A 23,832-nucleotide genomic window follows, 5' to 3' on the forward strand; every position below is an offset into this window, starting at 1 on the left:
ACGAAGTTGCAGCTCCATGATGCGGCACCTTTAAGAAGTCGGCATTTAGCTTATCCCCATATAAATTAACAAGTTCAACCTCGCGGCTCTTATAAAGATCTCCGCAGAATAAAAAGGTTTTTTGCCCGTATGTCATTTTCAAAACTATGGATCGATCATTAAGAAAATACGCATTATCTTCCGGTACAAAGTTTTTTGGTATAACAATATCCGGTTCAGGGTTAAGCACTTCAACTTTGATATCGCTGCCAAAATCAAACGTATCACCACGTTTAAGATATACGTTTTTACACCCGTTACGGGTTATAGCCTCGTTAAACTTTTTGTTGATTTCGGTATTGTAGGGCATATCGGTTGTGTAAACAGTGTCCGCTTTAAAAGTATCCAGTACAGTCGGCATCCCGCCTATATGATCGACATGGCGATGTGTGGCAACTACATAATCGAGTTTGCCGATATTCAGTTTCTTTAGATAGCCTACAAGCTGGCTAGAACACTCAGGAAGTCCAGCATCAATAAGCATTGTTTTACCGTCTGGCGATTTTAGAAGAAGACTGTCCCCAGATTTATCTTTAGCGTCTAGCTTAAATGCGCGAATAGTAAACTGTCCCTTATCTCCTGATGTGTCAAAAATCGCATTACAGCCAGTAAAAAGTATTAAGACAGCAAGCAAAAGGCTAATAATTCTAATATATTTAAACCTCATAATTTCATCCCCACGTGCTGTACAGATACTGCTGTACAGCTGCGCCTCTTTGAGGCGAGCGCCCTACCGAATTTAATATTTGATAAATTTAAGCAGCCGGGTAAATTCCGGCTGCTTGTCAGTATTATTTTAAAGATGCATTTGCAACGCCTTTAACCACATACTTCTGAAGAGCAATAAACAAAATTACTATAGGAAGGATAGCAAGAACTGACCCTGCCATGATCTCATTAAAGTTTTGAACTTCAAGTCCGGCATATGCGCGTTTGAGTTTTGCAAGTCCCAGAGTAATAGGTCTGACTGTTTCCTTATTAGTTACTATAAGAGGCCAGAAATACTGATTCCAACCATTTATAAAGGTAATAATTGTAAGGGTTATAACAGTAGGCTTACACATCGGGACGAGTATTTTGAAAATAAGCCCAATACGTCCGATCCCATCGATTCTGCCTGCCTCGAGATAGTTGTCATTTATTGATTTAAATGTTTGTCTCAATAGAAAAATTGCATATGCAGAAACAGCGTTTGGTATTATTAATCCTGCAAACGTATCTATCCATTTTAGCTTTGCAACAATAAGGTACAGTGGAATGAATATTGCCTGATGAGGAACCATCATTGCGCCGAGAACCAGCAAAAACATTTTGTCACGTCCCCAGAAAGAGCCCTTTGCAAATCCGTATGCCGCAAATATACCTATTACAAGCTGCAATACCATAATTCCTACAGTCATTATAATAGTATTTTTCGTATACAGTCCAAACGGTGCAGCTTTCATTACAACTGAAAAGTTTTCAAAATGGAATTGAGATGGCCAAAGCGTAGGCACTGCCTGCAAAACTTCCTGCTGAGACTTTACCGATGTTATAAACATCCAATAAATCGGAAACATCATTATAAGTGTTACCGCAAGTGCTAAGATAAACTGAAGAGAAAAGAATAAACGTTTTTTAACAAGTGGTGACATATATATTTACTCTCCCCCTTAACCTTCGTAATGAACATTCTTGTTAGTAACACGCATTGTGAGCGCAGTAAACAGTAACAAGAACAAGAAGAACAAAACGACTACTGCCGATGCACGGCCAGTCTTGTAGTCTACAAATCCTAGTTCGTAAATCCAGTAAACAATAACCTTTGTTGCATTTAAAGGTCCGCCGTTTGTCATAACTTCTACCGACTGGAATACTTTCATTGAATCTATAAAAGTTGTAACAAATATAAATAGCGTAGTCGGTGATAAAAGGGGAAGTGTTATACTTGTAAATTGTTTAAATAATCCGGCGCCGTCAAGGCTTGCAGCTTCGTAATAGTCAACAGGAATGCCCCTTATACCGGAAAGAAAAATCATCATAGTATAACCGACGGCTTTCCACCCTGTTAGCATTACTATTGCAAACAGTGCGTTCTTTGAAGAGTTAAGCCATTCTATTTTTGCAAAGCCCAATTTTTCAAGGAAAATGTTTAGTATGCCAAAATCAGTATTTAAAATCCAAGTAAAAATAACAGCTCCGGTAGACATTGCAATATAATGCGGCATAAAGACGATAGAACGCATTATTGAAAAGCTTTTTGACATATTGTTAAAAAGTGCTGCAAGAAGAATACCAATTACGATAGCAATAAGCACTTCTAAAAACGTGTATTCAAAAGTTACTCTTATTGAATCTTTAAACGTATCCCAACCTGTCCCAGCAAACAGCCACTTGTAATTATCAAAACCCTTAAAGTGTTTTGTGGACTTAAGCAGGTTCCAATCTGTAAGGCTTATATAAAATGAATTAAATACAGGATAATAAGTTAACACGAATAAAAAAAGCAGGGACGGCGCGACACACAGAAAATCCTTAAATTTTTCGGCTTTTCGGTAGTTAGTCAGTCTTTTATTAGCCTGTTTAGAAACTGCAGGTGAAAGTTGATTTTCTTTTTCCATTTACCAGTATCCTTTCTAATCTTAAAACGAGAATGGGATTGTTTTCCATGTCAATCCCATTCTCTGAATCTATTAGGATAGTTCTTTAAATACGGCATTCATCGAGGTTTCGGCATCTTTAAGCACTGTCGCTGGATCCGCGCCCTCAATGCAAACTTTTCCAATAGCTTCTTTATAATAATTCGAAAGTTCTGTGTAACTTGAATGTCTTATTCTCATTGATACATTATCGAATTCATTGAATATAGCAGCATACTGCGGTTTCTTTTCAAGAAATGCTTTACCGTCCGCTGATTTTACTGAAGAGTGGCGGGTAGGCATATAACCGACATCTGTCGCCCACTTAATGTTATATTCAGGCGATGTTACAAAGTTTAAATAGGTCCATGCTGCCTTCTTTTGATCGTCAGATATCTTACTCGGAATAACTATTCCGCATCCGCCAATCATTGAATTGCGTTTATCAGCACCGGGTAAAAACGAAACGCCAACATTGAATTTGCAACTCTGGACAAACATGTCTATCAATGCTGTGGTATATTCAACTGCAACAAATTTTCCATCAATGAAAGCCTGCCGCATATTTGTAGATGCACCCTTGCCGTATGGCATCTGTAAATAGCCTTTATCCATCCACTGTTTAAATTGTTTGACAATTCCAACCGATTTATCAGAAGCAATATCAGTCGTGTTGTTAGAATTTATTAAGTTAACGCCTTGATTTAAAAACCATGGCTCATAATACCACGGGTCCCAAGCTCCAATTGCCATTGCCTGACGTGTGGGCTTTCCGGCTGCATCAAATTTTGTTGCCTTTTGTAGGAAGGCTTCCATTTCGCCCCATTTCTGAGGAATAGTAAGCTTTTCAGAGTCTACTATATCTTTGTTATAAAGAATGCATTCGGTGCTTACCATATAAGGTAGAGCAACCTGCTTGTTGTTGTAGGCATAAGCTTTAAGCATACCTTCTGCAAAGTCGGCCAAATCAACTTTATCAGCCTTAGCATAACCATTCAGATCTTGCATGAAATCCGAATCAGCATACTGCGGAATAAGTGCTGACTCCAAAACCGTCATAGCTGGCAGTGTAGACGCGACCTGCGCAGCCGTCAGCTTTTGGCTGAGTTCTGAATATGTTCCTTGAAATACAGGGTCAATCGTAACGTTCGGGAACTTTTGCTTGTATGCAGCAATTGCATTGTTAAGCGCTGTCAGCCCCTGATCAGAGTGGGTATGCCAAAATGAAATGGTAATAGGTTGTGTGATTTCAATCGGGCCGGCAACTCCCGCTTTTCCACCATTTGTTCCGGTACTGGAACATCCCGCCACGAGACCAAGGGACATTGCTAGTGCCACAAGAAGCGATAACTTTTTAACTGGTTTCATGAACTTTCCTCCTAAGTTTTATAATCGCGTCTCTGAAATCATTATTTTAATTTTATATATTTTCGTCATATATTGCAACAGATTATTATTTCATTCCGCATTTTTAGGAGTTATGTACAAATCAGTCAAATCATTTTAGTTCATTTTAACAGTATAGTTTCATAAACATTACCAGTTTTTATCCCATACAAACTTATTTATGATTTTTGTATAACTTTGAATTATCTTTACAACCTTAACAGACACATTTTTATCCATATAGTCTTGCGCCAAAATGGTTACCTCTTTATTTTGACGCATCGACACAGCAATATCTATAGCCTGCTCAACATCATTTCCATTTATACCTCCGATAACGACAGTCCCCTTATCAAGCACTTCAGGTCTTTCTGTCGAAGTTCTAAGCAAAACTCCGCAAAAACCCAGCATTGCGCTTTCCTCAGATAATGTGCCGCTGTCAGACAGAACGCAGTAACTATTCATCTGAAGCTTATTGTAATCAAGAAATCCAAACGGCTTTAAATTTTGAACAAGTGGATTAAATTTAAAGTGTCTATTTTCTATAAACTTCATGCTGCGAGGGTGAGTTGAATAAATCACAGGCATTTTATAATGTTCTGCTATATTGTTAATCCCGTTCATAAGAGAAAAAAAGTTTTTCTCATTATCTATATTTTCCTCTCTATGAGCAGAGACGACTATATATTTGCCTTGTTCAAGTGAAAGCTTATTTAATATATCGCTTTTATTGATATTTTCCATATGGTCACGAAGCACCTCGGCCATAGGAGACCCAGTAACGAATATGCGTTCTCCGCGCAAGCCCTCGCTTAATAGATAGCGTCGTGAATGTTCTGTATAAGGCAGATTTATATCGCTGATATGATCCACTATACGTCTGTTTATTTCTTCCGGAACATTTTCATCAAAGCAGCGGTTGCCAGCTTCCATATGGAAAATAGGGATCTTCAGACGCTTTGCGCTAATTGCAGAAAGGGCAGAATTTGTATCGCCAAGAATCAAAAGCGCGTCAGGCTTTTCTTTGACCATTACATCGTAAGACTTTGCAATTATATTTCCCATTGTTTCACCAAGATTATCACCGACACTGTCAAGAAAATAATCGGGAGAACGAAGGTTCAGATCATCAAAAAACACCTGGTTAAGTGTATAGTCCCAGTTCTGCCCTGTATGTACAAATACATGTTTAAAATATTTATCACATGCTTTTATACAGGCTGACAACCTAATGATTTCCGGCCTTGTGCCTATAATTGTCATTACCTTTAATTTATCCACTTTAAACCTCCATATAATACGTATCTGGATTATCTTTATCGAACGGCTCGCTTGCCCACATTATTGTAACCAAATCGCCGTCGCCTGTATTAGTGATGCTGTGCGTATACCCGCACGGTATATCAACTACCGTAAGTCTGTCTGATCTTACCGGATATGATATTACATTTTCATCACCAACGCGTCTGAACTGTATTATGCCGCTTCCAGATACGACAAGAAATTTCTCATTTTTAGTGTGATGCCAATGATTTCCCTTTGTAACTCCCGGTACAGAAACATTAACAGATACCTGTCCGAAATCTGAGGTTTTTATAAACTCAGTAAATGATCCCCTATGATCAGTATGGGGCGTTAACTGATAGGAAAATTCATCCTGGGGCAAGTAACTTAAATATGTAGAATACAGTTTTTTAGTAAAATCGTCACTAAAATCTGGAATAAATAAATTTTCCCTGCTTTCTTTAAAAGAGTATATTCGTTTCGATAATTCGCCAAGTGTAACTTCATAAACCGGCTCGACCCGGCAGAAGTTTCCGAAATAATTTGCTTTACCTTCAAGCGCTCTTATGAATTCATTTACAACGTCGTCTATGTATATAAGATTAAGCTTAGCCTCAAGATCGTTAATTTGTATAGGCAAACTATGTGCAATATTATTGCAAAAGGTTGCTACGACGCTGTTATAATTTGGTCTTGACCATTTCCCGAATACGTTTTGAAGCCTGTATATCATGACCTTTGCGCCTGAATCTGCGGCATAATCGAACAGAGCGTCTTCCCCCGCCTTTTTGCTTGCCCCATATGGGTTATCCTTAACCGCTTGAATCGATGATGATACAACAATAGGAGCTTTATTTTTATTTCTTTTCAGACAGTCTATCAGTCTGGATGTAAATTCAAAATTGCCCTGTATGAATTCATTCGTGTCTTTAGGTCGGTTAACTCCCGCAAGATGAAATACGAATTCACATTCTGCAGTAAAAATATCAAGCAGTGATGGATCAGAGTCACAATCATAGCATAATAATTCTCTATATCCTCTGTTTTTAAGCTCTGCTATTAAATTTTTGCCTAAGAATCCTTTCGCACCTGTCACGAGAATTTTCATACTCTTCTTCTCCAATTCTCCAATTCTTGCCTTATGTAATCCAAAGTCAAGAGTTTCTTCTTAACTTTTTCAAGATCAAGCTGTTCGGTATTGTTGGAATTGTAATCTTCTCCACATGCAAGTTTTTGATTTCCGTTAATAAAATACTTATCATAATTTAAGTCGCGAGTGTCAGCCGGAACCCTGAAAAAGCCGCCCATGTCAATAGCCTTTACGTATTCTTCTTTAGTTAAAAGCGTTTCATACAATTTTTCGCCATGGCGAACACCTATTATTTTTACCTCGTTTGGCGCATTAAATAACTCCTTAACTGCCTGCGCTAAATCCCCGATTGTACATGCTGGCGCTTTCTGAACCATTATATCTCCGGTTTCAGCATGTTCAAATGCAAAGATCACAAGTTCTACAGCCTCTTCAAGGCTCATTATATAGCGCGTCATTGAAGGCTCGGTTACCGTTATCGGAAGATTGTTTTTTATCTGTTCAATAAACAGCGGAATCACCGATCCCCTCGAACACATGACATTGCCATAGCGTGTCCCGCATATCAATGTTTTATCTGGAGAAATCGTGCGTGATTTAGCTATGAACACCTTCTCCATCATTGCCTTTGAAGTGCCCATTGCATTAACAGGATAAGCAGCCTTGTCTGTTGAAAGACAAATCACTTTTTTAACACCGGCTTCGATTGCCGCTGTCAAAACGTTATCTGTTCCAATAACGTTTGTCTTTACCGCTTCAAGGGGGAAAAACTCGCAAGAGGGCACCTGTTTAAGCGCCGCGGAATGAAAAATATAATCAACATTGTACATTGCCGATTTGACACTTGAAATGTCCCTTACGTCGCCAATATAAAATTTGATTTTATCATTATGGTAGTGATTTCTCATGTCATCCTGTTTTTTTTCATCTCTTGAAAAAATTCTGATTTCTCCGATATCAGAGTTGAGGGCACGTTTTAATACTGCGTTTCCAAAAGAACCAGTTCCGCCCGTAATGAGCAGCGTTTTACCATTAAACATTTTAATCCCCTTACTTTAAAATACATAATTTCATTATAACTTTAAGCCCTATATATTTCAATATATGTTTATGTTCGCTTGCCTATATTATAGCACTGCTGTATTTTTTTTACATCGTCTGAATTTATCCTTTTTCTAATTTAAGTCAAAGTAACATATAAATTAATATACCCAATTTTAAAGCGGGAGGTCATTATATGTTTTTTCTGCCGGCAGCTCCTCTTCTTTCTGTAGTAATGACAAATGTAGTATTTTTACTCTTATATGTGTCAGGAGGACGTTCATTTCCAAAGCCGCTTACTCCAGCAGAAGAAAGAAAATACCTCCAGCTTTCAAGAGAGGGAGATAAGCATGCCCGTGATGTTCTAATCGAGCGAAATCTCCGCCTTGTCGTGCATATAATAAAAAAATACTATTCAAGTATAAATGATCAGGATGATTTGATTTCTATAGGAACGATGGGACTTATAAAAGCAATAGATACTTTTGATATAAAAAAGGGCACCCACCTGGCAACTTATGCCGCAAGATGCATAGAAAATGAAATTTTGATGTACTTTAGAAGTTATAAAAAATCTGCAGGCGACATTTCGCTCAATGATCCGATAGATACGGATAAAGATGGAAATACACTGTCGCTAATTGATATCTTATCTTGCGAGGAAAGTATCATAGACAATGTCGACCTAGAGAATCGGGTTACCCTTTTACATAAATTCATGGATAGTATGCTCACTGACAGAGAACGTAACATTATAATAATGCGCTATGGGCTTAACGGAACAAAACCGAAAACACAGCAGCAAATTGCAAAACTTCTTAATATTTCAAGATCGTACGTATCAAGGATCGAGAAAAAAGCGCTTCAAAATTTGTACAAGGCATTTATAAACTATGAAATTGAAATGTCAAAGAAAAAAAAGAGATCCCCAAGGAATAAAGCAAAAATAAAATAATTTATTTGTAACTGTTATATAATTAGATCTTTAAATTCAACTGTGAAATATGACTAAAATATTAATAAGATTTTAATAAAAATGTTAGTAAGTTTAGCGTTGCCCGCTTAATGATTATATGCTAAAATGCTAAAGCGACATAATCATAAAAATGGTGGGGGAAAAATGATAAACGTTAAGGACATTTTATTAGGCAAACCGCTAAAAAACAGCGACATCAAGCATGAAAAACTGTCAAAGTTATGGGGTCTTCCCATAATGGCTAGTGACGCAGTTTCTTCTGTTGCCTATGCAGGAGAAGAAATATTATTAGTTCTTGTTCCGGCAATCGGAATGAATGCATTCGGCGTTGCCCCTCTTGTAACATTACCTATTATATTGCTTCTGCTTATATTGATCTTCTCATATTCGCAGATCATTGACCACTATCCTAGTGGCGGGGGTGCGTACAATGTATCTAAAGAGAATCTAGGGAAATATCCATCTCTTCTTGCCGCATCGTCTCTTGTCGTGGATTATATTATGACTGTTGCAGTAAGCATATCATCCGCAACAGCGGCAATTACATCAGCATTTCCAAGTTTACTTAAACACACTGTACCTATTGCTTTATTTTTTCTAGCTTTAATAACGCTTGGAAACCTTCGCGGCATTCGTGAATCATCAAAGATATTTGGAATGCCAACATATATCTTTATTTTTTCAATGGCAATAATGATCGTAACTGGATTAATCGGGCTTGCAACTGGTGCGCTTCATCCGATTATTTACCCCGAATCTGTTACGAAAAGCCTTACTAACTCGATGACCGGGTTATCTCTAGTCTTATTGCTGCATGCATTTGCCTCAGGATGTACAGCTTTAACAGGTGTTGAAGCTGTGTCCAATGCTATACCTAATTTTAAGGAACCGTCACAAAAAAATGCAAAAAATATATTATACATGCTGGGCGGCGTCATCATCTTCATTTTTGGCGGTACAACAATACTAGAAGTTCAGCTTCACGTAGTTCATGTAGAAGGAGTAACAGTAGTTTCCCAAATTGCGCAAGCCGTTTTCGGTGACAGTGCTTTCTACTTTATGTATTACATAATTCAAATATTTACAGCTCTCATACTTATTCTTGCCGCCAATACTGCCTATAACGGGCTGCCGCTTTTACTTTATATTCTTGCCCGCGACAATTACGTACCGAGGCAATTTGCGCACAGAGGAACTAAGCTTAGCTTTTCCAACGGTATAATGTTTATTTTCATTATTGCATCGCTTTTAATGATACAGTTCAGGGCTGATACTCATCGTTTGATTCCACTGTATACAATCGGGGTATTTATATCTTTTACACTCAGTCAGTATGGAATGGTGAAACGTTGGCTGCGTACAAAAGAGAATGGCTGGCAGCATAAAATGTGGATAAATGCTTTTGGTGCCTTGATGACATTTATAGGCACATGTGTGGTTGTTTCCATTAAATTCAAAGCAGGGGCATGGATGGTGATAATAGCCATACCGATTATCATGGCAATGATGATATACGTAAACAATCACTATTCACAAATAGCAAAAGAACTTGAGCTAAAAGACTTCAATCCTTATTATAAAAATACTGGCAAAAAAACAAGCCAGTGCATAGTGCTTGTTCAAACAATAAACAAATCGCTTCTAAAATCTTTGAATTATGCAAATACCATTTCTGATAACATTACAGCATTACACGTATGCCGCCATCCAGAACACGCAGAAGAGCTTCGTAAACAGTGGGACAGCCTTAATATTCCTGTTAAGCTTGAAATTGTACTCACTCAGTATCAGGATATAATCAAACCTTTTAATGAGTATATCAAAAATCGCGAAGCAAATTTAGGACACGGTGAAAACTTATCAGTAATTATTATTAAATTCGTAACTGATCACTGGTATGACTCTATTATGCACAACCAGACAACATACTTCCTTGAAAAGATCTTATCAAAACACAAAAATGTATCATCAATAATTATGCCATTCCATTATAATCCCGGTAAAATGAAAAGTATGTCTTAGTTATATATGAATAACCCTAAAAACCAATAAAAAAATAACAAACCGTTTGGATCACCAAACGGTTTGTTATTTTTCTATTGCCTTATAAGTAATTCCCATCAGAAACGTCAAAAGCCCCGCCGCCGTAGGCGACACAACCCACGCTGTTAGAATATTTTTAAAAACTTTGAAGTTAACGTTTTTTGCCCCCTTTACAAGTCCCGCTCCGACCATAGCTCCGACCGTAGCATTTGCAGTCGGCACAGGAAGTCCGAAAAAGTGGTTACAGGTAAATATCGCTGCGGCGGATGAGAGCACAACCATAAGACCTGATAAGTCTGTCAATCTCGTTACGCTTGACCCAATTGCCGTCATTACCTTTTTACTATACGTTAAAACACCTAAAGCTATTGCCCCGCTCCCTATCGCCGCGGCGGCAAGTGAGCTTGGAAGCAGATTATTTGGTCCAACAAATAAGCCTGTGACATTCGCGACGTTATTCGCACCCATCGTATATGAGGCAAATATCCCCGCCGCCAGATACCCGATTTTAATTACTGCATCATAAACAAATAGCTTATGAAGCTGTCTTTCAAATAAGTGAGTAACTACATAGGTAAGTAAAAAACAAAAAGCTGCTGCAATAACCGGGCTTACAACCCATGCTAAAAGAAATTCCCCAGTTTTCATCATATCAACACTTCTGCACGAAATGCCCCAGCCAAAAATTGAGCCTACAATACACTGATTTGCCGATATAGGTATCTTTAGATATGACATTGCAGTTACTGTCAGGCCCGCTGCAAGCAAAACAAGAAACGCCTTAATTCCCGCGTTAACGCCGTTTGCATTTGCAAATCCGCTTACTTTTGTTATATTACGATACCCAGAGGTGCAGGCCCCAACAATTACAAAAACTGAAATTAGAATGACAGCGGTTTTATATCTTATTACTCGGGTTGAAACTGCTGCCCCAAAAACGCTTCCCGCGTCATTAGTGCCAAGTGACCAGCCCAAAAACAGGCCGGACAAAAGAAGAAAATATTGTAGGTATTGATGCATTATTAGTATCCTTTCAAAAAATATACGAAGGCGTAAATCCTTTTAGGATAACGCCTTCGCGTTAGATTTAAAGCTATAAAAAACATAAACCGTTTGGATAACCAAACGGTTTGTCATTTGACTATTGCCTTATAGGTTATACCCATCAAGAAAGTCAATAGCCCCGCCGCCGTAGGCGACACCAGCCAAGCCGTCAAAATATTTTTTACACCTTTAAAGTTAACGTGCTTCACGCCCTTTACTAACCCAGCTCCGATCATTGCACCTATTGTCGCATGAGCGGTAGGAACCGGAACGCCCATTAGCCTATTTGATGTAAATATTGCAAGTGCTGAGGATAAGACGACCAAAAGTCCTGTAAGTTCAGTAAGTTCTGTGACACTCGTTCCGATTGATGTCATTACCCTTCTGCTGAAGGTCAACGCACCAATTGCAATTGCTATACTTCCGAGTGCCGCGGCAACAAGTTTGCTTGGAAGAAGATTATCAGGTCCCACAAACATTCCTGTAGGATTTGCAACATTGTTTGCACCCAATGTGTATGATGCAAAAATACCTACGGCCCAGTAACCAACTTTGATTGCGGTATCATATATAATGAATTTATGTAATCTTTTTTCAAGATATCTTGTAACTATAAATGTCAGTACAAAGCATATTGCAATAGCAATAAACGGGTTTATTGCCCAGGCTATTAAAAAGTCGCTGGTTTTTTTCATATCAACGCTGCCGCATGAAGCACCCCAGCCAACAATAGCACCGGTAACGCACTGGTTTGTCGAAACCGGAATCTTCAAAAATGACATTGTAGTTACCGTTATACCAGCCGCAAGAAGCACAAGGAATGATTTTATCCCTAAATTGACGCCGTTTGTATTCGCAAAACTGCTGACTTTAGTAATATTTCGGTAGCCGGAGGTGCAGGCACCAATGATAACAAATACCGCAACAATGATCGTTGCTGTTCTGTATTTTATAACCCTTGTTCCGACTGCAGCTCCTAAAGCATTTCCAGCATCGTTTGTTCCAAGAGACCAGCCTAAGAAAAGGCCAGACAAAAGAAGAAAATATTGTAGATAGTGTTGCATTGTTATACTCACTCTCTCGTTTTTCCTACGGAATATATAAGCCCCACGAAAACATTGGTTTTAGTGGGGGCAAAAGTGTTTCCGTATAAAATTAGATATTTATATTTTTATACCTTCCTGAATACAACTATTACCTGTATTTCATCTGAGATGTCTTCAATGATATCTGATATGTCTGCAATTCTCGATATGAACTCTTTAAGATGATTTTTTAACGCAAGCTGTCTGTCTGATTTAAAAATAGTTTTTATTGCGCGAATCTCAAATTCGTCGACATTACTTTCAAGCTTTTTTATTTCATGTAATACGTCACTGTCTCCGACAAGAGAATCATCATCATCAAATAATGTATTTAATGCTGTTGTAAGTTTATCAAGCTGTTCTTTAGTGATACTTAAAATTTCAGAAATAGAAGGCTTGATTTCATCCGGAAATTCAACTTTCTCATAAATCAAGTGCCATGCAATTCCCTGACACTTATTAGCTACCTTATCGACAGCCTCAACAATTTGCAAAACTTCACGCCTGGTTTGTGACAGCATAGCACCGTCCAAAAAGCTGTCAACGATTCCGCGCCTGGCTGCATCCGCTTCTCTTTCAAGCATATCAACGCTGTTGCACAATTCCATGGTTTTCTCGCTGGCGCCGCTTGAAAAAAAGCTTTCAGTAAACGAAACAAAACTGTTAAAGCATCCGAGTACAAGGTTGTAATGCCGGTCAATCAAATCTATAACCTTTTTGCCTTTTTTAAACATAAAAACCTCCTTTGCTTTTACACTTATACGGTTCAATCCGCCATTTTATTCCAATAATTCAAGCTGAATAATATTAAACGCGTCTAAATACCACCATTACCTGAATCTCGTCGGAAATGTCCTCAACAAGATCTGAAATGTCTGCGATTTTAGTAATAAAGTATTTGATATGATTCTTCACTGCAAGATCCAAGTCTGATTCAAAAAGCTTTTTAACAGCGTCAAGTTCAACAGTGTCGACCTTGCTCTCCATTACTTTTATTTCGTGAAGAAGTGAATTGTCCCTGATAAGTACATCATAATCATCGAATAAAATGTCTAACACCTTAGTCAAAATGCTGATCTGTTCCTTCGTAAGCCGTGAAATCTCAGTTACATTTGATTCAACAAACTCAGGAAATTTGACGTTTTCATATAGCATCTGTCTCGCAATATCCTGACCTTTATTTGCAATCTTATCAACTGATTCAACAATCTGCAAAATCTCTTTCCGGGTTTGCGCCAGCAATGTTCCTTCCAGAAAATCGCTGACAATTTCGCGTCTTGTGGAATCCGCATCATGCTCTAATAAATCGATTTTGTGATACTGATCAACTGTTTCCTCAGATTTACCATTTTTTAAATAAAGGCTGAGAAATGTGTCAAAGTGATTGAAACATTCACATACTTCATTATAGTGTCTGTCAACAAGTTCAAGCACTTTTTTACCTTTTTTAAACATGTATTTCTCACTATCCTTATAAATAGAATATCTGACATTATACTTCCAAAATCTTTACATGTCAATAATTATTTATATCTCCAAAATTTTATCTACGAAAAAAGTGGTACTTGATGCAAAAAGCAGGTCAATACCTGCTTTTTAGTGAATTATGCAAGCGATGAAATAACCCCTGCTTTCGTAACAATACCCTTCAAAATATTATTTCCATTTGTTACTGCAATAGGGAATTTAGTCACCGCAGCATCCGGCAGAAGCTGAGAGAGTGATACATCTTCCTGCGTAGTCAAAATATTTTTAAGCATAGCTTCTTCTAGGGTTGCAGTGCCGTTTTTAACACTCAACGCCCCATCTATTGTTAGGATTCCTAATAGCTCCATGCTTTGCCCAACGACAAAAACACTGGAAACACCAGTTGCTTTCATTTCCTTAAGAGCTGCATTAGGGCCTTCTGATGCACGTATAAATGCGGTTGGAGTTGTCATCACATTTTTTACTGACAATACTTTAGTTTTGTCGATGTCTCTGACAAACTCTTCAACATACCTGCTAGCAGGATTTGCAAGTATATCGTTAGGGGTCCCAATCTGAACGATCTTTCCGTCTTTCATGATTGCAACCGTATCCCCAAGTTTAAACGCCTCATTAATATCGTGAGTAATAAATATAATAGTCTTTTTTACTTTTTTCTGTATATTCAAAAGTTCAAATTGCATATCCCGTCTGACTATAGGGTCAAGCGCTGAATATGGTTCATCCATTAAAAGCACTTCAGGGTCATTAGCGAGAGCTCTCGCAATGCCGACACGCTGCCGCATTCCGCCAGAAAGATCGGTAACGGGATGGTTTTCCCAGCCTGACAAACCCACCATATCTATCATTTCTTTGGCACGCTTATCTCGAATATCACGAGAAGTGCCCTTTACCTCAAGACCAAAAGCCACATTCCCTAAAACGTTTCTATTTGATATTAATCCAAAATGCTGAAAAACCATTGCCACCTTATTACGCCTATAATCTCTAAGCTGTTTTTTATTGTATTCTAAAATATTTTCACTATTAAACAATATTTTGCCTGTCGTTGGCTTATATAAAAGATTAAGGCATCTTACAACCGTCGACTTCCCGCTTCCCGATAAGCCAATAAGTACGAATGTTTCTCCCTTCTTCACCTTAAAACTTACATCACTTGCCCCGACAGTTATGCCTGTTTTTTTCAAAATCTCAGTTTTATCTAACCCATCCTTAATAAGTTTAAGAGCCCCTCCAGTGTTGAATCCGAATAATTTTGAGAGATTTTCAATCTCTATTATAGTATCCGACACTATTTACCCTCCTCACGGACGTGATTTTTCCCGAACCACCCCTGTGTAAGCCGATCCATAATGACCGCTATTACTACAACTGCAAGGCCAGATGTAAAACCACGGCCCACCTCTATCCTATTAATACTTGTAAGCACTTCCATCCCAAGCCCGCTTGCACCGATCATTGCACATGTGACAACCATAGATACAGCCATCATAGTTGTTTGGTTTATTCCTGCCATTATTGTTGGAACTGCCTGTGGTATCTGAACCTTTGATAGCAACTGACTTCTCGTTGCGCCAAAAGAGCGAGCGGCCTCAACCATTTCTTTATCCACCTGATTAATAGCAAGACTTGTAAAACGTATTGCGGGAGGCGTTGCGTAAATAGTAGTAGCAATTACAGCAGGCACACGCCCAAGACCGAAAAACATAACAGCAGGAATAAGATAAACAAATGTCGGCATCGTCTGCATTGCATCCAGTATTAGTTTTGCTATTCCCTCGGCATTGCGGCTCATAGAATTAAGGATACCGATCGGAAGCCCGATAATTAAAGAAATGATTACAGATACAATCACAATAGAAAGTGTGACATTCATTAGATCCCAAAGTCCGAGCAAACCTACTAAAAACAGCATTAAAGAGTATGTTAAGCCCTTTAATATATTCTTGCTGCTTCTCCAGCCAACTACAAATACAATCAGCATCATCAGCCACCACGGAATTGCAGTCAGTATGTTGCCAACCGAATCCAAAAGAGCAAGCAGCCCCGCTTTAATCGCATCGAAAAAGCCTTTAAAATGGTTATTGAGATAAAATACCGCTTCATCAATAGGCTTTGCTATATTGATTTTCCAGCCCTCCGGAAACTTTGTAAAAATAGTTGGCAAACTCATAGTGCAAGAGCAGATCTAACCTCTGCAGCCTTATCAGACGGCAACCATTCATCCAATAAAGAATTGTTTTCTTTCAAAAACCACTTAGCCGTATCTTCATAAGTTGCACCCGTTTCATTCATATGGCTCAAAGCTTTAGAAGTCAGAGCACTTGAAGTCTTATATTTCTTTAGGAATTCAGAAAACTCTGGGGCTTTCTCTAAAAGATTATTACTGCCGCATATTGTAACCCTGACTGACGGACAAGCGCATTTTCCATCTTTAAAATCCGTCACATTATAAGGCTTATCATCCAGCAAAACAAAGTCGTATTTGCCCATGATCCAAGTAGGCTCCCAGTAATAGCCTACTATAGCCTCGCCACGTTCATACGCTGATGTAAATGTCGCAACCATTGCACTGTCAGATCCCGGTCTGAAATATGTAAAATCTTTATCAAGTCCATAATATTTATATTTATTATACATAACATTATCTATATCCCACCCGGAAAGCGCGCCATAAATACGGCCCTTCCCTGGTTGTTCTTCATCCTTGAATAAATCTTTATATTTGGCAAGGTCGGCAACGCTTTTTAAATCAGGAGCCATAGGAGCGATGCCACGGGACTTATCTCCATATATAACGTATCGGGGAACATAAAAGCCTTGCTTATTATCATCAAAATTGACTCCAAGCTCTTTTATTGTTCCTTTTTCAATTTCGTCTTTGTATGTAGCTATATTGTCTGTCCACATTTCCATCAAAACATCTATATCACCGTTTTTTAGTCCTAACAATGTTGTTGGAGTAGTCCCTTTCATTTCTTCCGTATCAAGATTAAATGCTGTTTTTGCAATAAAACCCGCAACAGCGTTGTGGAATCGAACGCTATCCCAGTCAGGGTCTCCGAATACTATCTTGACTTTCTTCTGAGCTCCGCCTGTAGCTACAGATGCACAGCCCGCAAATAAAGAAATAATCAAAGATATCGAAATCAATTTTAAAAAGCAGCGTTTTTTCATATTATCAACTCCTTGAACATTTTAAAGCAACCTCCGTTATGATATAAGTTGTTACTTTACAAAGTATAACATATGTCTCTTCTAAAAGCAAGCCATCACCTGCGGATAAAAAATAAAAGCAACGGAACTCCGTTGCTTTTATTAAGTATAATTTTACTGCCCGATAAAATTTTCAACCGTTTTCAGTCTATCCGCTGAACAAGCGACAACTATGACGTCTCCATTCAAAAAGTATTCATCAGCGGGAGGCGAAAGAATGATTTTGCCTTTTCTTTTTAATGCAACTATTGTTGCACCAGTTTTTTTTCGAAACTCTGATTCATTGATTGTCTTATCTACAATGGGTGAACTGAAATCAAGCTCGTATTCAACCGTCTGAACAGGGTCGGTATAGCGAAACCGTTCAGTCATATTAAGCAGTTCATCCATAACCCCAGTGATTTTGTCATCTATTTGGGCACGTTCAAGATATAATGCTTTCAATCTGCGCCTTAAATCTGAAAAATCGTTTAGCATATCTGACTGTCTAATATAATCAAGTGCTTTATCACGTGATATTATGACAGCCCCGCTTCCCTGTGAAACTGACACAATTCCTTTTTCAGATAAAATATTTATCGATCTGCGAACCGTTTCAGGAGAAACTTTATATTCACCCGCTAAAACCGACCTTCCGCTTATTCGGGAATTTTCCCTAAGTTCACCTTTTGCAATTCTTCCTGCAATATCATGGGCAATTCGCTCATAAACCGATAATTCAGACTTATTATTCATGTGTGTCCCCAGTCTCATTTATTGTTTTTAAGAATATCCCTTATTTCAGTAAGCAGCGCCTCTTCCTTAGACGGTTCAGGGCTTGCCGAGCTTGTAGTAGCATATAATTTTTTAAACTTTTGAATCACCTTAACAAACATAAAAATACAAAAGGCTATGATCAAAAAGTCTACAACATTCTGAATAAAATTACCGTAAGCAATCACAGAATCGCCAATCTTAAAACTAAGCTTGGAAAAATCAATTCCGCCAAGCAAAAGTCCAACAATCGGCATAATTATATCATTTACAAGTGACGTCACTATTTTGCCAAAAGCTCCGCCGATTATAACACCGATTGCAAGATCCAGCACATTTCCTTTAAAAGCAAAATCTCTAAATTCAGCAATAAATTTTTTCATTATAAACACTCCATTAACTAATGCTCTTTTTATGATAACATAAGCGTGCTATGCATTCAAGCTAATGGATGTGCGTGTTTTAGAATTTTCTTTTGCAATGTCTTGGCGGAGGTAAGCATTTTGATAAATCGATATTTACTAATATAACATTTTCCCCGATTTTTTGTATTTCACACCACGGGATTACATATTCGTCCCTTCTCCCGAAAATCCCGCAAAATCCTCCCGGTCCGGGCACGATAATAGATACCAAGTGTCCAGTACAAATATCGACCTCAACATCGTAAACATAACCAAGCCTTGCTCCATCACAGATATTTATGACTTCTTTAGCCCTTAGATCTTCTATTCTGCACATACGAATTCCTCCCGATAATTCATATTATAGTATATTCAGAATAGAAAGATGTATTGCAAAAGCGGCTTATACTTTTAGATCACGTTTTTGCTGAGCTATATAGGTAATAAAAACAGATATTATTATCAAAATGAAAGTAATTGCCGTAAAAAGTAAACTTATTCCGTTATTCAGTAATCTAACAGCATTAAAATACTGGAACGGTGTAAAATACTTTAGAAAATCTAGTTTTCCATTTAAGTCAGCAGCATAAGACATAAAAAATGTTAAAAAAACCAGAAATGATGACATTCCCGGAGCTGCCTTATACTTTTTGCAAACAGCAGACAGCATCATGCCTACCGTTAAAAATAAAACTTGAGTACAGAGCATTCCAAACATAAGCGTTGACAAATAATTCCCAGCATTCTCGTTAGGCGCTATTTTTGAAATATAGGCTAAAGAGACAGCATATGTCACAATCCAGAGTATGAAAACGTTAATTGCTGATGCAACAAGTTTCGCTGTAATTATCTTATTTCTTGTAACAGGTCTTACATATAAAAATTCAAACGTTCTGTCCCGTTCCTCTTTCGATATAATTGATGCGCCGAGCATTGCCGCGTGTATCGCTGCAAGTAGAATAATATAAAGGAATAAAACCCCATAAAACCCCTTTGCCGTAGTAACATCAAAATTGTACGTTCCAAGCAGAACTTGAATCGATTTGGGCATAGAATTCATGAGCTGCTGAACTGACTGTCCCGCGCCTTTATATGCGGAAAACTTAGCCATGCCGGCTAAAATTAAAAATATCATGCCTAAGCACCACAAAATAAGAGAACGTCGATTTGCCCTAAGTTCCCGATAAAAAATATTCATACTAAACTCCATATTCCCACCATTAGCGGGTTCCGTTTTTTCGGCAAGCGGATGCCAAACTTAATGCATTTATGCAGAGTGTATATCTTTTTTAGAGAAGAAAATATAACTAAATATAATAAGGATAATGCTTAGTGCAAGCGATATTATGACATATTTAGTGTCATACGAGCTATTGGAAATAATAGAATTAGGATCAAAATAAGTAAGTAAAGATATATTTTTAATTCCCGAATCCTCAAACAGCCTGTCAAGAAGTCCAATTACAAAAAAGCCGACAACAATGCCAAGCGTCACCGAAACCGGAGCCTTGATCCTTTTAAATACAGCCCCTATTATAAAGCCTATTGCTAAAAACATTATTTCAATAAATAATAGTGATAGGTTTATGAGAATAAACACTTTTACATCAAAATCATAATTCATTAAGTAGGCGCAGGCAGAAGTAACGGCATAATAAATAACATCAACTAAAACAATACTAAAAAATACAGCCAGTAATTTGTTTGTTAATATCACAGATCTTTTTGCAGGCTTTGTAAGAAGAAAATCCATCGTTTTTCCTGATGATTCCTTAGATAGAACGGTAAGCCCCCAAAGCATTGCCATTATAGCTCCGCAAAGACTGACATATGAAAAAATAAAACTATAAAAGCCATTCAGTGATGTTACTTTATCAAGCATAACGCCAAGGGCTGATAACACGTCAGGCGGAAAATCGTTGAATATTTTTTTAAAGTTTTCGCTGTCCCGCGCGATACTAGGATACATTGCAGTCCAAAACAATGCTAAAAAAGAAATTCCAAGCGCCCATTTTAATATGCTGACCTTCAAAGCGGCAATTTCATGTTTAAATATATTCATTAATGCCACCTTCTTAATTATAATAATGCATAAATATTTCTTCGAGGTCTGGTTCGTCAATGCTTATATTCCGCATATTAAGTGATGCAAGTTTCTGCACAAGAGGGTTAACGTTTCCTTTATAGATGAAGCTTACAGTATCATTTTCAACTGAAAGCTTGCTTATACCTTCTAAGGAAAAGAATGATTTGTCCACTTGTGAAGGCAATTCTATAAAAACTTTTTTATAACTGTTTTCTTTCAGTTCATTCATATTTTCAATTTTTACAATGTGTCCCTCTTTGATTATCGCAACTTTATTGCACATCCGCTGCACTTCGCTTAAAATGTGCGAGGAAAACAGTATAGTAGCACCCTTTTCATTTTCTTCTTTTAGCAGGTTAAAGAAAGTCTTTTGCATAAGCGGGTCCAATCCGCTTGTTGGCTCGTCAAGTATAATTAGTTTTGGCTCATGCAAAAGTCCTTGCACTATCCCGACTTTTTTCCTATTGCCGAATGAAAGGTCCTCTATCTTCTTGCTCTGATCAAGCTCAAGCCTGTCACACAGTTCGTTTATTCTCGCTTTGCAATCCTTTTTATAAAAAGAAGCGGCATATTTAAGCAGGTCTCTGACACGCATATTATCATAATAAAACACTTCGCTGGGAAGATACCCTATATCCTTTGCTATATCACTTGCATACTTTATACAGTCTTTTCCGAAAATCGTCGCGCTTCCGGACGTAGGATATATAAGAGACAGCAAAGTTCTGATCGTTGTTGATTTTCCTGCTCCATTTGGTCCAATGAACCCAAAGATTTCACCCTCTTCAACAGAAAGGCTTATGTTCTCTATGCCCCTCGACTTACCATAACTTTTCGTTAAATTTTTGATCTCGATAACATTCATATTCTCTTCCCATTCTGCGCCAAGCAAATTGGCACTCTCCACAATTTCGGCTTGCGGATGCCGATTTATCAGTGTTTAATCAATAGATTCTTCTTTATATAGTGATCTCTTTAATATGTTAAGGTATCCATCAAATTCATCGGCAAGCGCCTTAGCATCAAAATCATCATTACGCCTAACAACTTCTTCAGCAAATCCTTCCGCCGTCCAAATTACGATATTAATCGCCTCTTTCAGCGATATGCCCGGTTTAAATTTACTATTATCTGTATTCGAAAATAGCATTGCCATGCTTTCCTTTAAATCTAAATTTGTGTATTTCTTTATTTCTTCTCTGACTTCACCGTTTGAATCATAATAAGCTGATTTTAAAAAATTAAACATTTCGGGATACCTGCTCATAATATCAAGTTTGATATTTTGAGAACACTTGATCTTTTCAAAAAAATCCGTCTGATCCTTGTCAAGCCTTTTCATAAGTTCTTGTAAAATAAGTTCCGCGCTATGTTGAAACAGAAAAACGTATAATTGCTTTTTGTTTTCGAAATAATGAAAAAGCAACCCTTTTGATACACCGGCATCTTTAATGATTGCATTAGTTGAAGCCTTTTCATAACCATTTTGAGCAAATTGCTTTAATGCAGCATTGATAATAAGCTCTCTTTTTTCCTCATCGCTGCCGCCAGCTTCCTTCATTTCATGCCTCCTTTCAATTGACCAATGCGGTCAATGTGAATTGTACTGCTATTGACCGCATTGGTCAATAGCAAATTTAAAAAAACTTCGGAAAATTCCGAAGTTTTTTATTTAAATATGCTTTTTTATTTGATTCATTGCGCTTTTTTCTAATCTTGACACCTGAGCCTGGCTTATACCCATTTCTTCTGCAACTTCCATCTGCGTCTTTCCTTCGAAGAAACGTTTAGACAAAATGCGTTTTTCCCTTCCGGAAAGCCTGTTAATCGCCTCTTTAAGAGCAATTTCTTCTATCCAGTTTTCATCGTTGTTATTATTGTCGCAGACCTGATCCATAACAAAAATCGAATCTCCGCTTTCCGAATACACCGGCTCAAATAAGGACACCGGATCCATGATAGCGTCAAGTGCCATAACTACATCTTCCCGGGGCATCTCGAGGCTTTTGGCTATCTCTTCAACGTTCGGTTCACGATTGTGCATGTTTGTAAGTCTTTCGCGCTCTGTAAGCGCCTTATATGCTGTGTCTCTTAGTGAACGGCTTACCCTTATGGCATTATTGTCACGCATATAGCGTCTGATTTCACCTATGATCATGGGGACGGCATACGTCGAGAATTGCACGTTCTGCGAAACGTCAAAATTATTAATAGCTTTGATAAGACCGATACATCCAACCTGAAACAGATCGTCAAGATCCTCGCCGCGGTTATTGAAGCGTTGTATTACTGAAAGAACTAGCCGCAAATTTCCGCTAACAAATTTTTCTTTTGCTTCATTATCCCCTGCTTTGATCTTTGCAAGCAGTTCCTTTTTTTCCGCGCCTGAAAGCACTTTGAGTTTGGATGTGTTTACGCCGCAAATTTCAACTTTGTTATACTGCACAGCAATCCCCCACTCATCTAATTTAATATTATGAGTATTGCCGTGCAAAAATAGATTATTCAGTTATATCAAGTTATGGAGGCAATTTCCTGTAGAAAAATATTCCAAACCATCTATGAAATTTTGCTTATTTCACGTCTTAGACGAGCTATTATTTTCTTTTCAAGTCTTGATATGTATGATTGCGATATTCCCAGCATGTCTGCAACGTCCTTTTGCGTTTGTTCTTCACCTGTTACAAGCCCAAAACGGAACTCCATGATTTTACGTTCACGGGCACTTAATTTGGATATCGCCTTTTTTATCATACTGCTGTCTGCCTCCTGCTCGATACTGTGAACTATCGTATCCTCATCAGTTCCGAGAATATCTGAAAGCAATAGCTCATTGCCGTCCCAGTCTACGTTAAGCGGTTCGTCGATTGAAACCTCATATTTCTTGTATGCATTTTTGCGTAAAAACATCAAAATCTCATTTTCAATACAGCGTGAAGCATATGTAGCAAGCTTTATATTTTTATCCGCTCTGAAAGTGCTGACAGCTTTAATAAGTCCAATACTGCCGATAGAGATAAGATCCTCTACCCCAATGCCTGTACCCTCAAATTTCCGTGCAATATACACAACTAAACGCAGATTATGCTCAATTAGTGTCTTCTTTGCATTTTCATCGCCCTGCATCAAGCGGTTGACATACTCAGATTCTTCCTCGGCACGAAGCGGTGGAGGCAGAGTCTCAGGACCGTTGATATAAAAGCTTTCACCAGCAAAATACTTATGCAGCTTAAATAAAATTGATTTAATAAACTTTACTATATTCATAATCCACCTCAT

The 23,832-nt window shown here is 38.0% G+C and carries 25 protein-coding genes; 2 read left to right on the plus strand and 23 right to left on the minus strand.

Annotated features, from left to right (window positions below; translation table 11 throughout):
• From Q8865_06220 to Q8865_06250, 7 genes are all read right to left on the minus strand, one after another.
• Window positions 1–706 (minus strand): MBL fold metallo-hydrolase (locus Q8865_06220; GenBank protein ID MDP4153015.1); only part of this gene is annotated, 706 nt, incomplete at its 3' end.
• 124 nt (window positions 707–830) lie between these two features.
• A complete protein-coding gene (locus Q8865_06225; GenBank protein MDP4153016.1) occupies window positions 831–1,673 on the minus strand; it encodes a carbohydrate ABC transporter permease in 843 nt (280 codons plus the stop codon).
• 18 nt (window positions 1,674–1,691) lie between these two features.
• Window positions 1,692–2,639, minus strand: a complete 948-nt coding sequence (locus tag Q8865_06230) for a sugar ABC transporter permease (GenBank protein ID MDP4153017.1) — start codon at window positions 2,637–2,639, stop codon at window positions 1,692–1,694.
• A 72-nt stretch (window positions 2,640–2,711) separates the two neighbouring features.
• Complete coding sequence (locus tag Q8865_06235; protein MDP4153018.1) at window positions 2,712–4,025, minus strand: extracellular solute-binding protein; 1,314 nt, start codon at window positions 4,023–4,025, stop codon at window positions 2,712–2,714.
• A 168-nt stretch (window positions 4,026–4,193) separates the two neighbouring features.
• Window positions 4,194–5,324: a UDP-N-acetylglucosamine 2-epimerase (non-hydrolyzing) gene (wecB, locus tag Q8865_06240; protein ID MDP4153019.1), complete on the minus strand. Its 1,131-nt coding sequence runs from the start codon at window positions 5,322–5,324 to the stop codon at window positions 4,194–4,196.
• Window position 5,325: 1 nt separating this feature from the next.
• Entirely contained in the window at window positions 5,326–6,435 is a 1,110-nt protein-coding gene (locus Q8865_06245) for a capsular polysaccharide biosynthesis protein CapF (protein ID MDP4153020.1), read from the minus strand.
• The gene (locus Q8865_06250; protein ID MDP4153021.1) at window positions 6,432–7,457 is read right to left on the minus strand and encodes a polysaccharide biosynthesis protein; all 1,026 of its coding nucleotides are present in this window, start codon (window positions 7,455–7,457) and stop codon (window positions 6,432–6,434) included. The genes Q8865_06245 and Q8865_06250 overlap by 4 nt, the downstream gene beginning before the upstream one ends.
• Before the next feature lie 197 nt (window positions 7,458–7,654).
• On the opposite strand from Q8865_06250, the gene sigK reads away from it, so the two are divergent.
• Window positions 7,655–8,413: an RNA polymerase sporulation sigma factor SigK gene (sigK, locus tag Q8865_06255; protein ID MDP4153022.1), complete on the plus strand. Its 759-nt coding sequence runs from the start codon at window positions 7,655–7,657 to the stop codon at window positions 8,411–8,413.
• A gap of 165 nt (window positions 8,414–8,578) precedes the next feature.
• Window positions 8,579–10,456, plus strand: a complete 1,878-nt coding sequence (locus Q8865_06260) for an APC family permease (GenBank protein ID MDP4153023.1) — start codon at window positions 8,579–8,581, stop codon at window positions 10,454–10,456.
• 66 nt (window positions 10,457–10,522) lie between these two features.
• Here the strand turns inward: Q8865_06260 and Q8865_06265 are convergent, their stop codons facing one another.
• The 16 genes from Q8865_06265 to sigE all read right to left on the minus strand — a co-directional run bounded on the left by Q8865_06265 (window position 10,523) and on the right by sigE (window position 23,820).
• Window positions 10,523–11,497 (minus strand): inorganic phosphate transporter, encoded by a 975-nt coding sequence (locus Q8865_06265; protein MDP4153024.1) that lies wholly within the window; start codon window positions 11,495–11,497, stop codon window positions 10,523–10,525.
• Window positions 11,498–11,610: 113 nt separating this feature from the next.
• Entirely contained in the window at window positions 11,611–12,585 is a 975-nt protein-coding gene (locus Q8865_06270) for an inorganic phosphate transporter (protein ID MDP4153025.1), read from the minus strand.
• 107 nt (window positions 12,586–12,692) lie between these two features.
• On the minus strand, window positions 12,693–13,376 hold the full coding sequence (locus Q8865_06275; protein MDP4153026.1) for a TIGR00153 family protein: 684 nt from the start codon (window positions 13,374–13,376) through the stop codon (window positions 12,693–12,695).
• A 37-nt stretch (window positions 13,377–13,413) separates the two neighbouring features.
• Complete coding sequence (locus Q8865_06280) at window positions 13,414–14,061, minus strand: DUF47 family protein (protein MDP4153027.1); 648 nt, start codon at window positions 14,059–14,061, stop codon at window positions 13,414–13,416.
• A 149-nt stretch (window positions 14,062–14,210) separates the two neighbouring features.
• Complete coding sequence (locus Q8865_06285) at window positions 14,211–15,386, minus strand: glycine betaine/L-proline ABC transporter ATP-binding protein (protein MDP4153028.1); 1,176 nt, start codon at window positions 15,384–15,386, stop codon at window positions 14,211–14,213.
• Window positions 15,386–16,267 (minus strand): ABC transporter permease subunit, encoded by an 882-nt coding sequence (locus tag Q8865_06290; protein ID MDP4153029.1) that lies wholly within the window; start codon window positions 16,265–16,267, stop codon window positions 15,386–15,388. Before Q8865_06290 ends, Q8865_06285 begins: the two co-directional genes overlap by 1 nt.
• The gene (locus tag Q8865_06295; GenBank protein ID MDP4153030.1) at window positions 16,264–17,271 is read right to left on the minus strand and encodes an ABC transporter substrate-binding protein; all 1,008 of its coding nucleotides are present in this window, start codon (window positions 17,269–17,271) and stop codon (window positions 16,264–16,266) included. Before Q8865_06295 ends, Q8865_06290 begins: the two co-directional genes overlap by 4 nt.
• Window positions 17,272–17,424: 153 nt before the next feature.
• On the minus strand, window positions 17,425–18,045 hold the full coding sequence (locus Q8865_06300) for a TrkA C-terminal domain-containing protein (protein MDP4153031.1): 621 nt from the start codon (window positions 18,043–18,045) through the stop codon (window positions 17,425–17,427).
• A 14-nt stretch (window positions 18,046–18,059) separates the two neighbouring features.
• On the minus strand, window positions 18,060–18,446 hold the full coding sequence (gene mscL, locus Q8865_06305) for a large-conductance mechanosensitive channel protein MscL (protein ID MDP4153032.1): 387 nt from the start codon (window positions 18,444–18,446) through the stop codon (window positions 18,060–18,062).
• Between the two features lie 79 nt (window positions 18,447–18,525).
• The gene (locus tag Q8865_06310; protein MDP4153033.1) at window positions 18,526–18,804 is read right to left on the minus strand and encodes a YlmC/YmxH family sporulation protein; all 279 of its coding nucleotides are present in this window, start codon (window positions 18,802–18,804) and stop codon (window positions 18,526–18,528) included.
• A 66-nt stretch (window positions 18,805–18,870) separates the two neighbouring features.
• A complete protein-coding gene (locus Q8865_06315; protein MDP4153034.1) occupies window positions 18,871–19,665 on the minus strand; it encodes an ABC transporter permease subunit in 795 nt (264 codons plus the stop codon).
• 69 nt (window positions 19,666–19,734) lie between these two features.
• Window positions 19,735–20,529, minus strand: a complete 795-nt coding sequence (locus tag Q8865_06320; protein MDP4153035.1) for an ABC transporter permease subunit — start codon at window positions 20,527–20,529, stop codon at window positions 19,735–19,737.
• Between the two features lie 13 nt (window positions 20,530–20,542).
• On the minus strand, window positions 20,543–21,418 hold the full coding sequence (locus Q8865_06325; protein ID MDP4153036.1) for an ABC transporter ATP-binding protein: 876 nt from the start codon (window positions 21,416–21,418) through the stop codon (window positions 20,543–20,545).
• 75 nt (window positions 21,419–21,493) lie between these two features.
• Window positions 21,494–22,114, minus strand: coding sequence for a TetR/AcrR family transcriptional regulator (locus Q8865_06330; GenBank protein ID MDP4153037.1), 621 nt, complete (start codon window positions 22,112–22,114; stop codon window positions 21,494–21,496).
• Between the two features lie 111 nt (window positions 22,115–22,225).
• Window positions 22,226–22,999, minus strand: coding sequence for an RNA polymerase sporulation sigma factor SigG (gene sigG, locus Q8865_06335; protein ID MDP4153038.1), 774 nt, complete (start codon window positions 22,997–22,999; stop codon window positions 22,226–22,228).
• A gap of 113 nt (window positions 23,000–23,112) precedes the next feature.
• Complete coding sequence (gene sigE, locus Q8865_06340; protein MDP4153039.1) at window positions 23,113–23,820, minus strand: RNA polymerase sporulation sigma factor SigE; 708 nt, start codon at window positions 23,818–23,820, stop codon at window positions 23,113–23,115.
• Between the last annotated feature and the right edge of the window lie 12 nt (window positions 23,821–23,832).

Source organism: Bacillota bacterium (assembly GCA_030705925.1).
GTDB lineage: Bacteria > Bacillota > Clostridia > Oscillospirales > Feifaniaceae > JAUZPM01.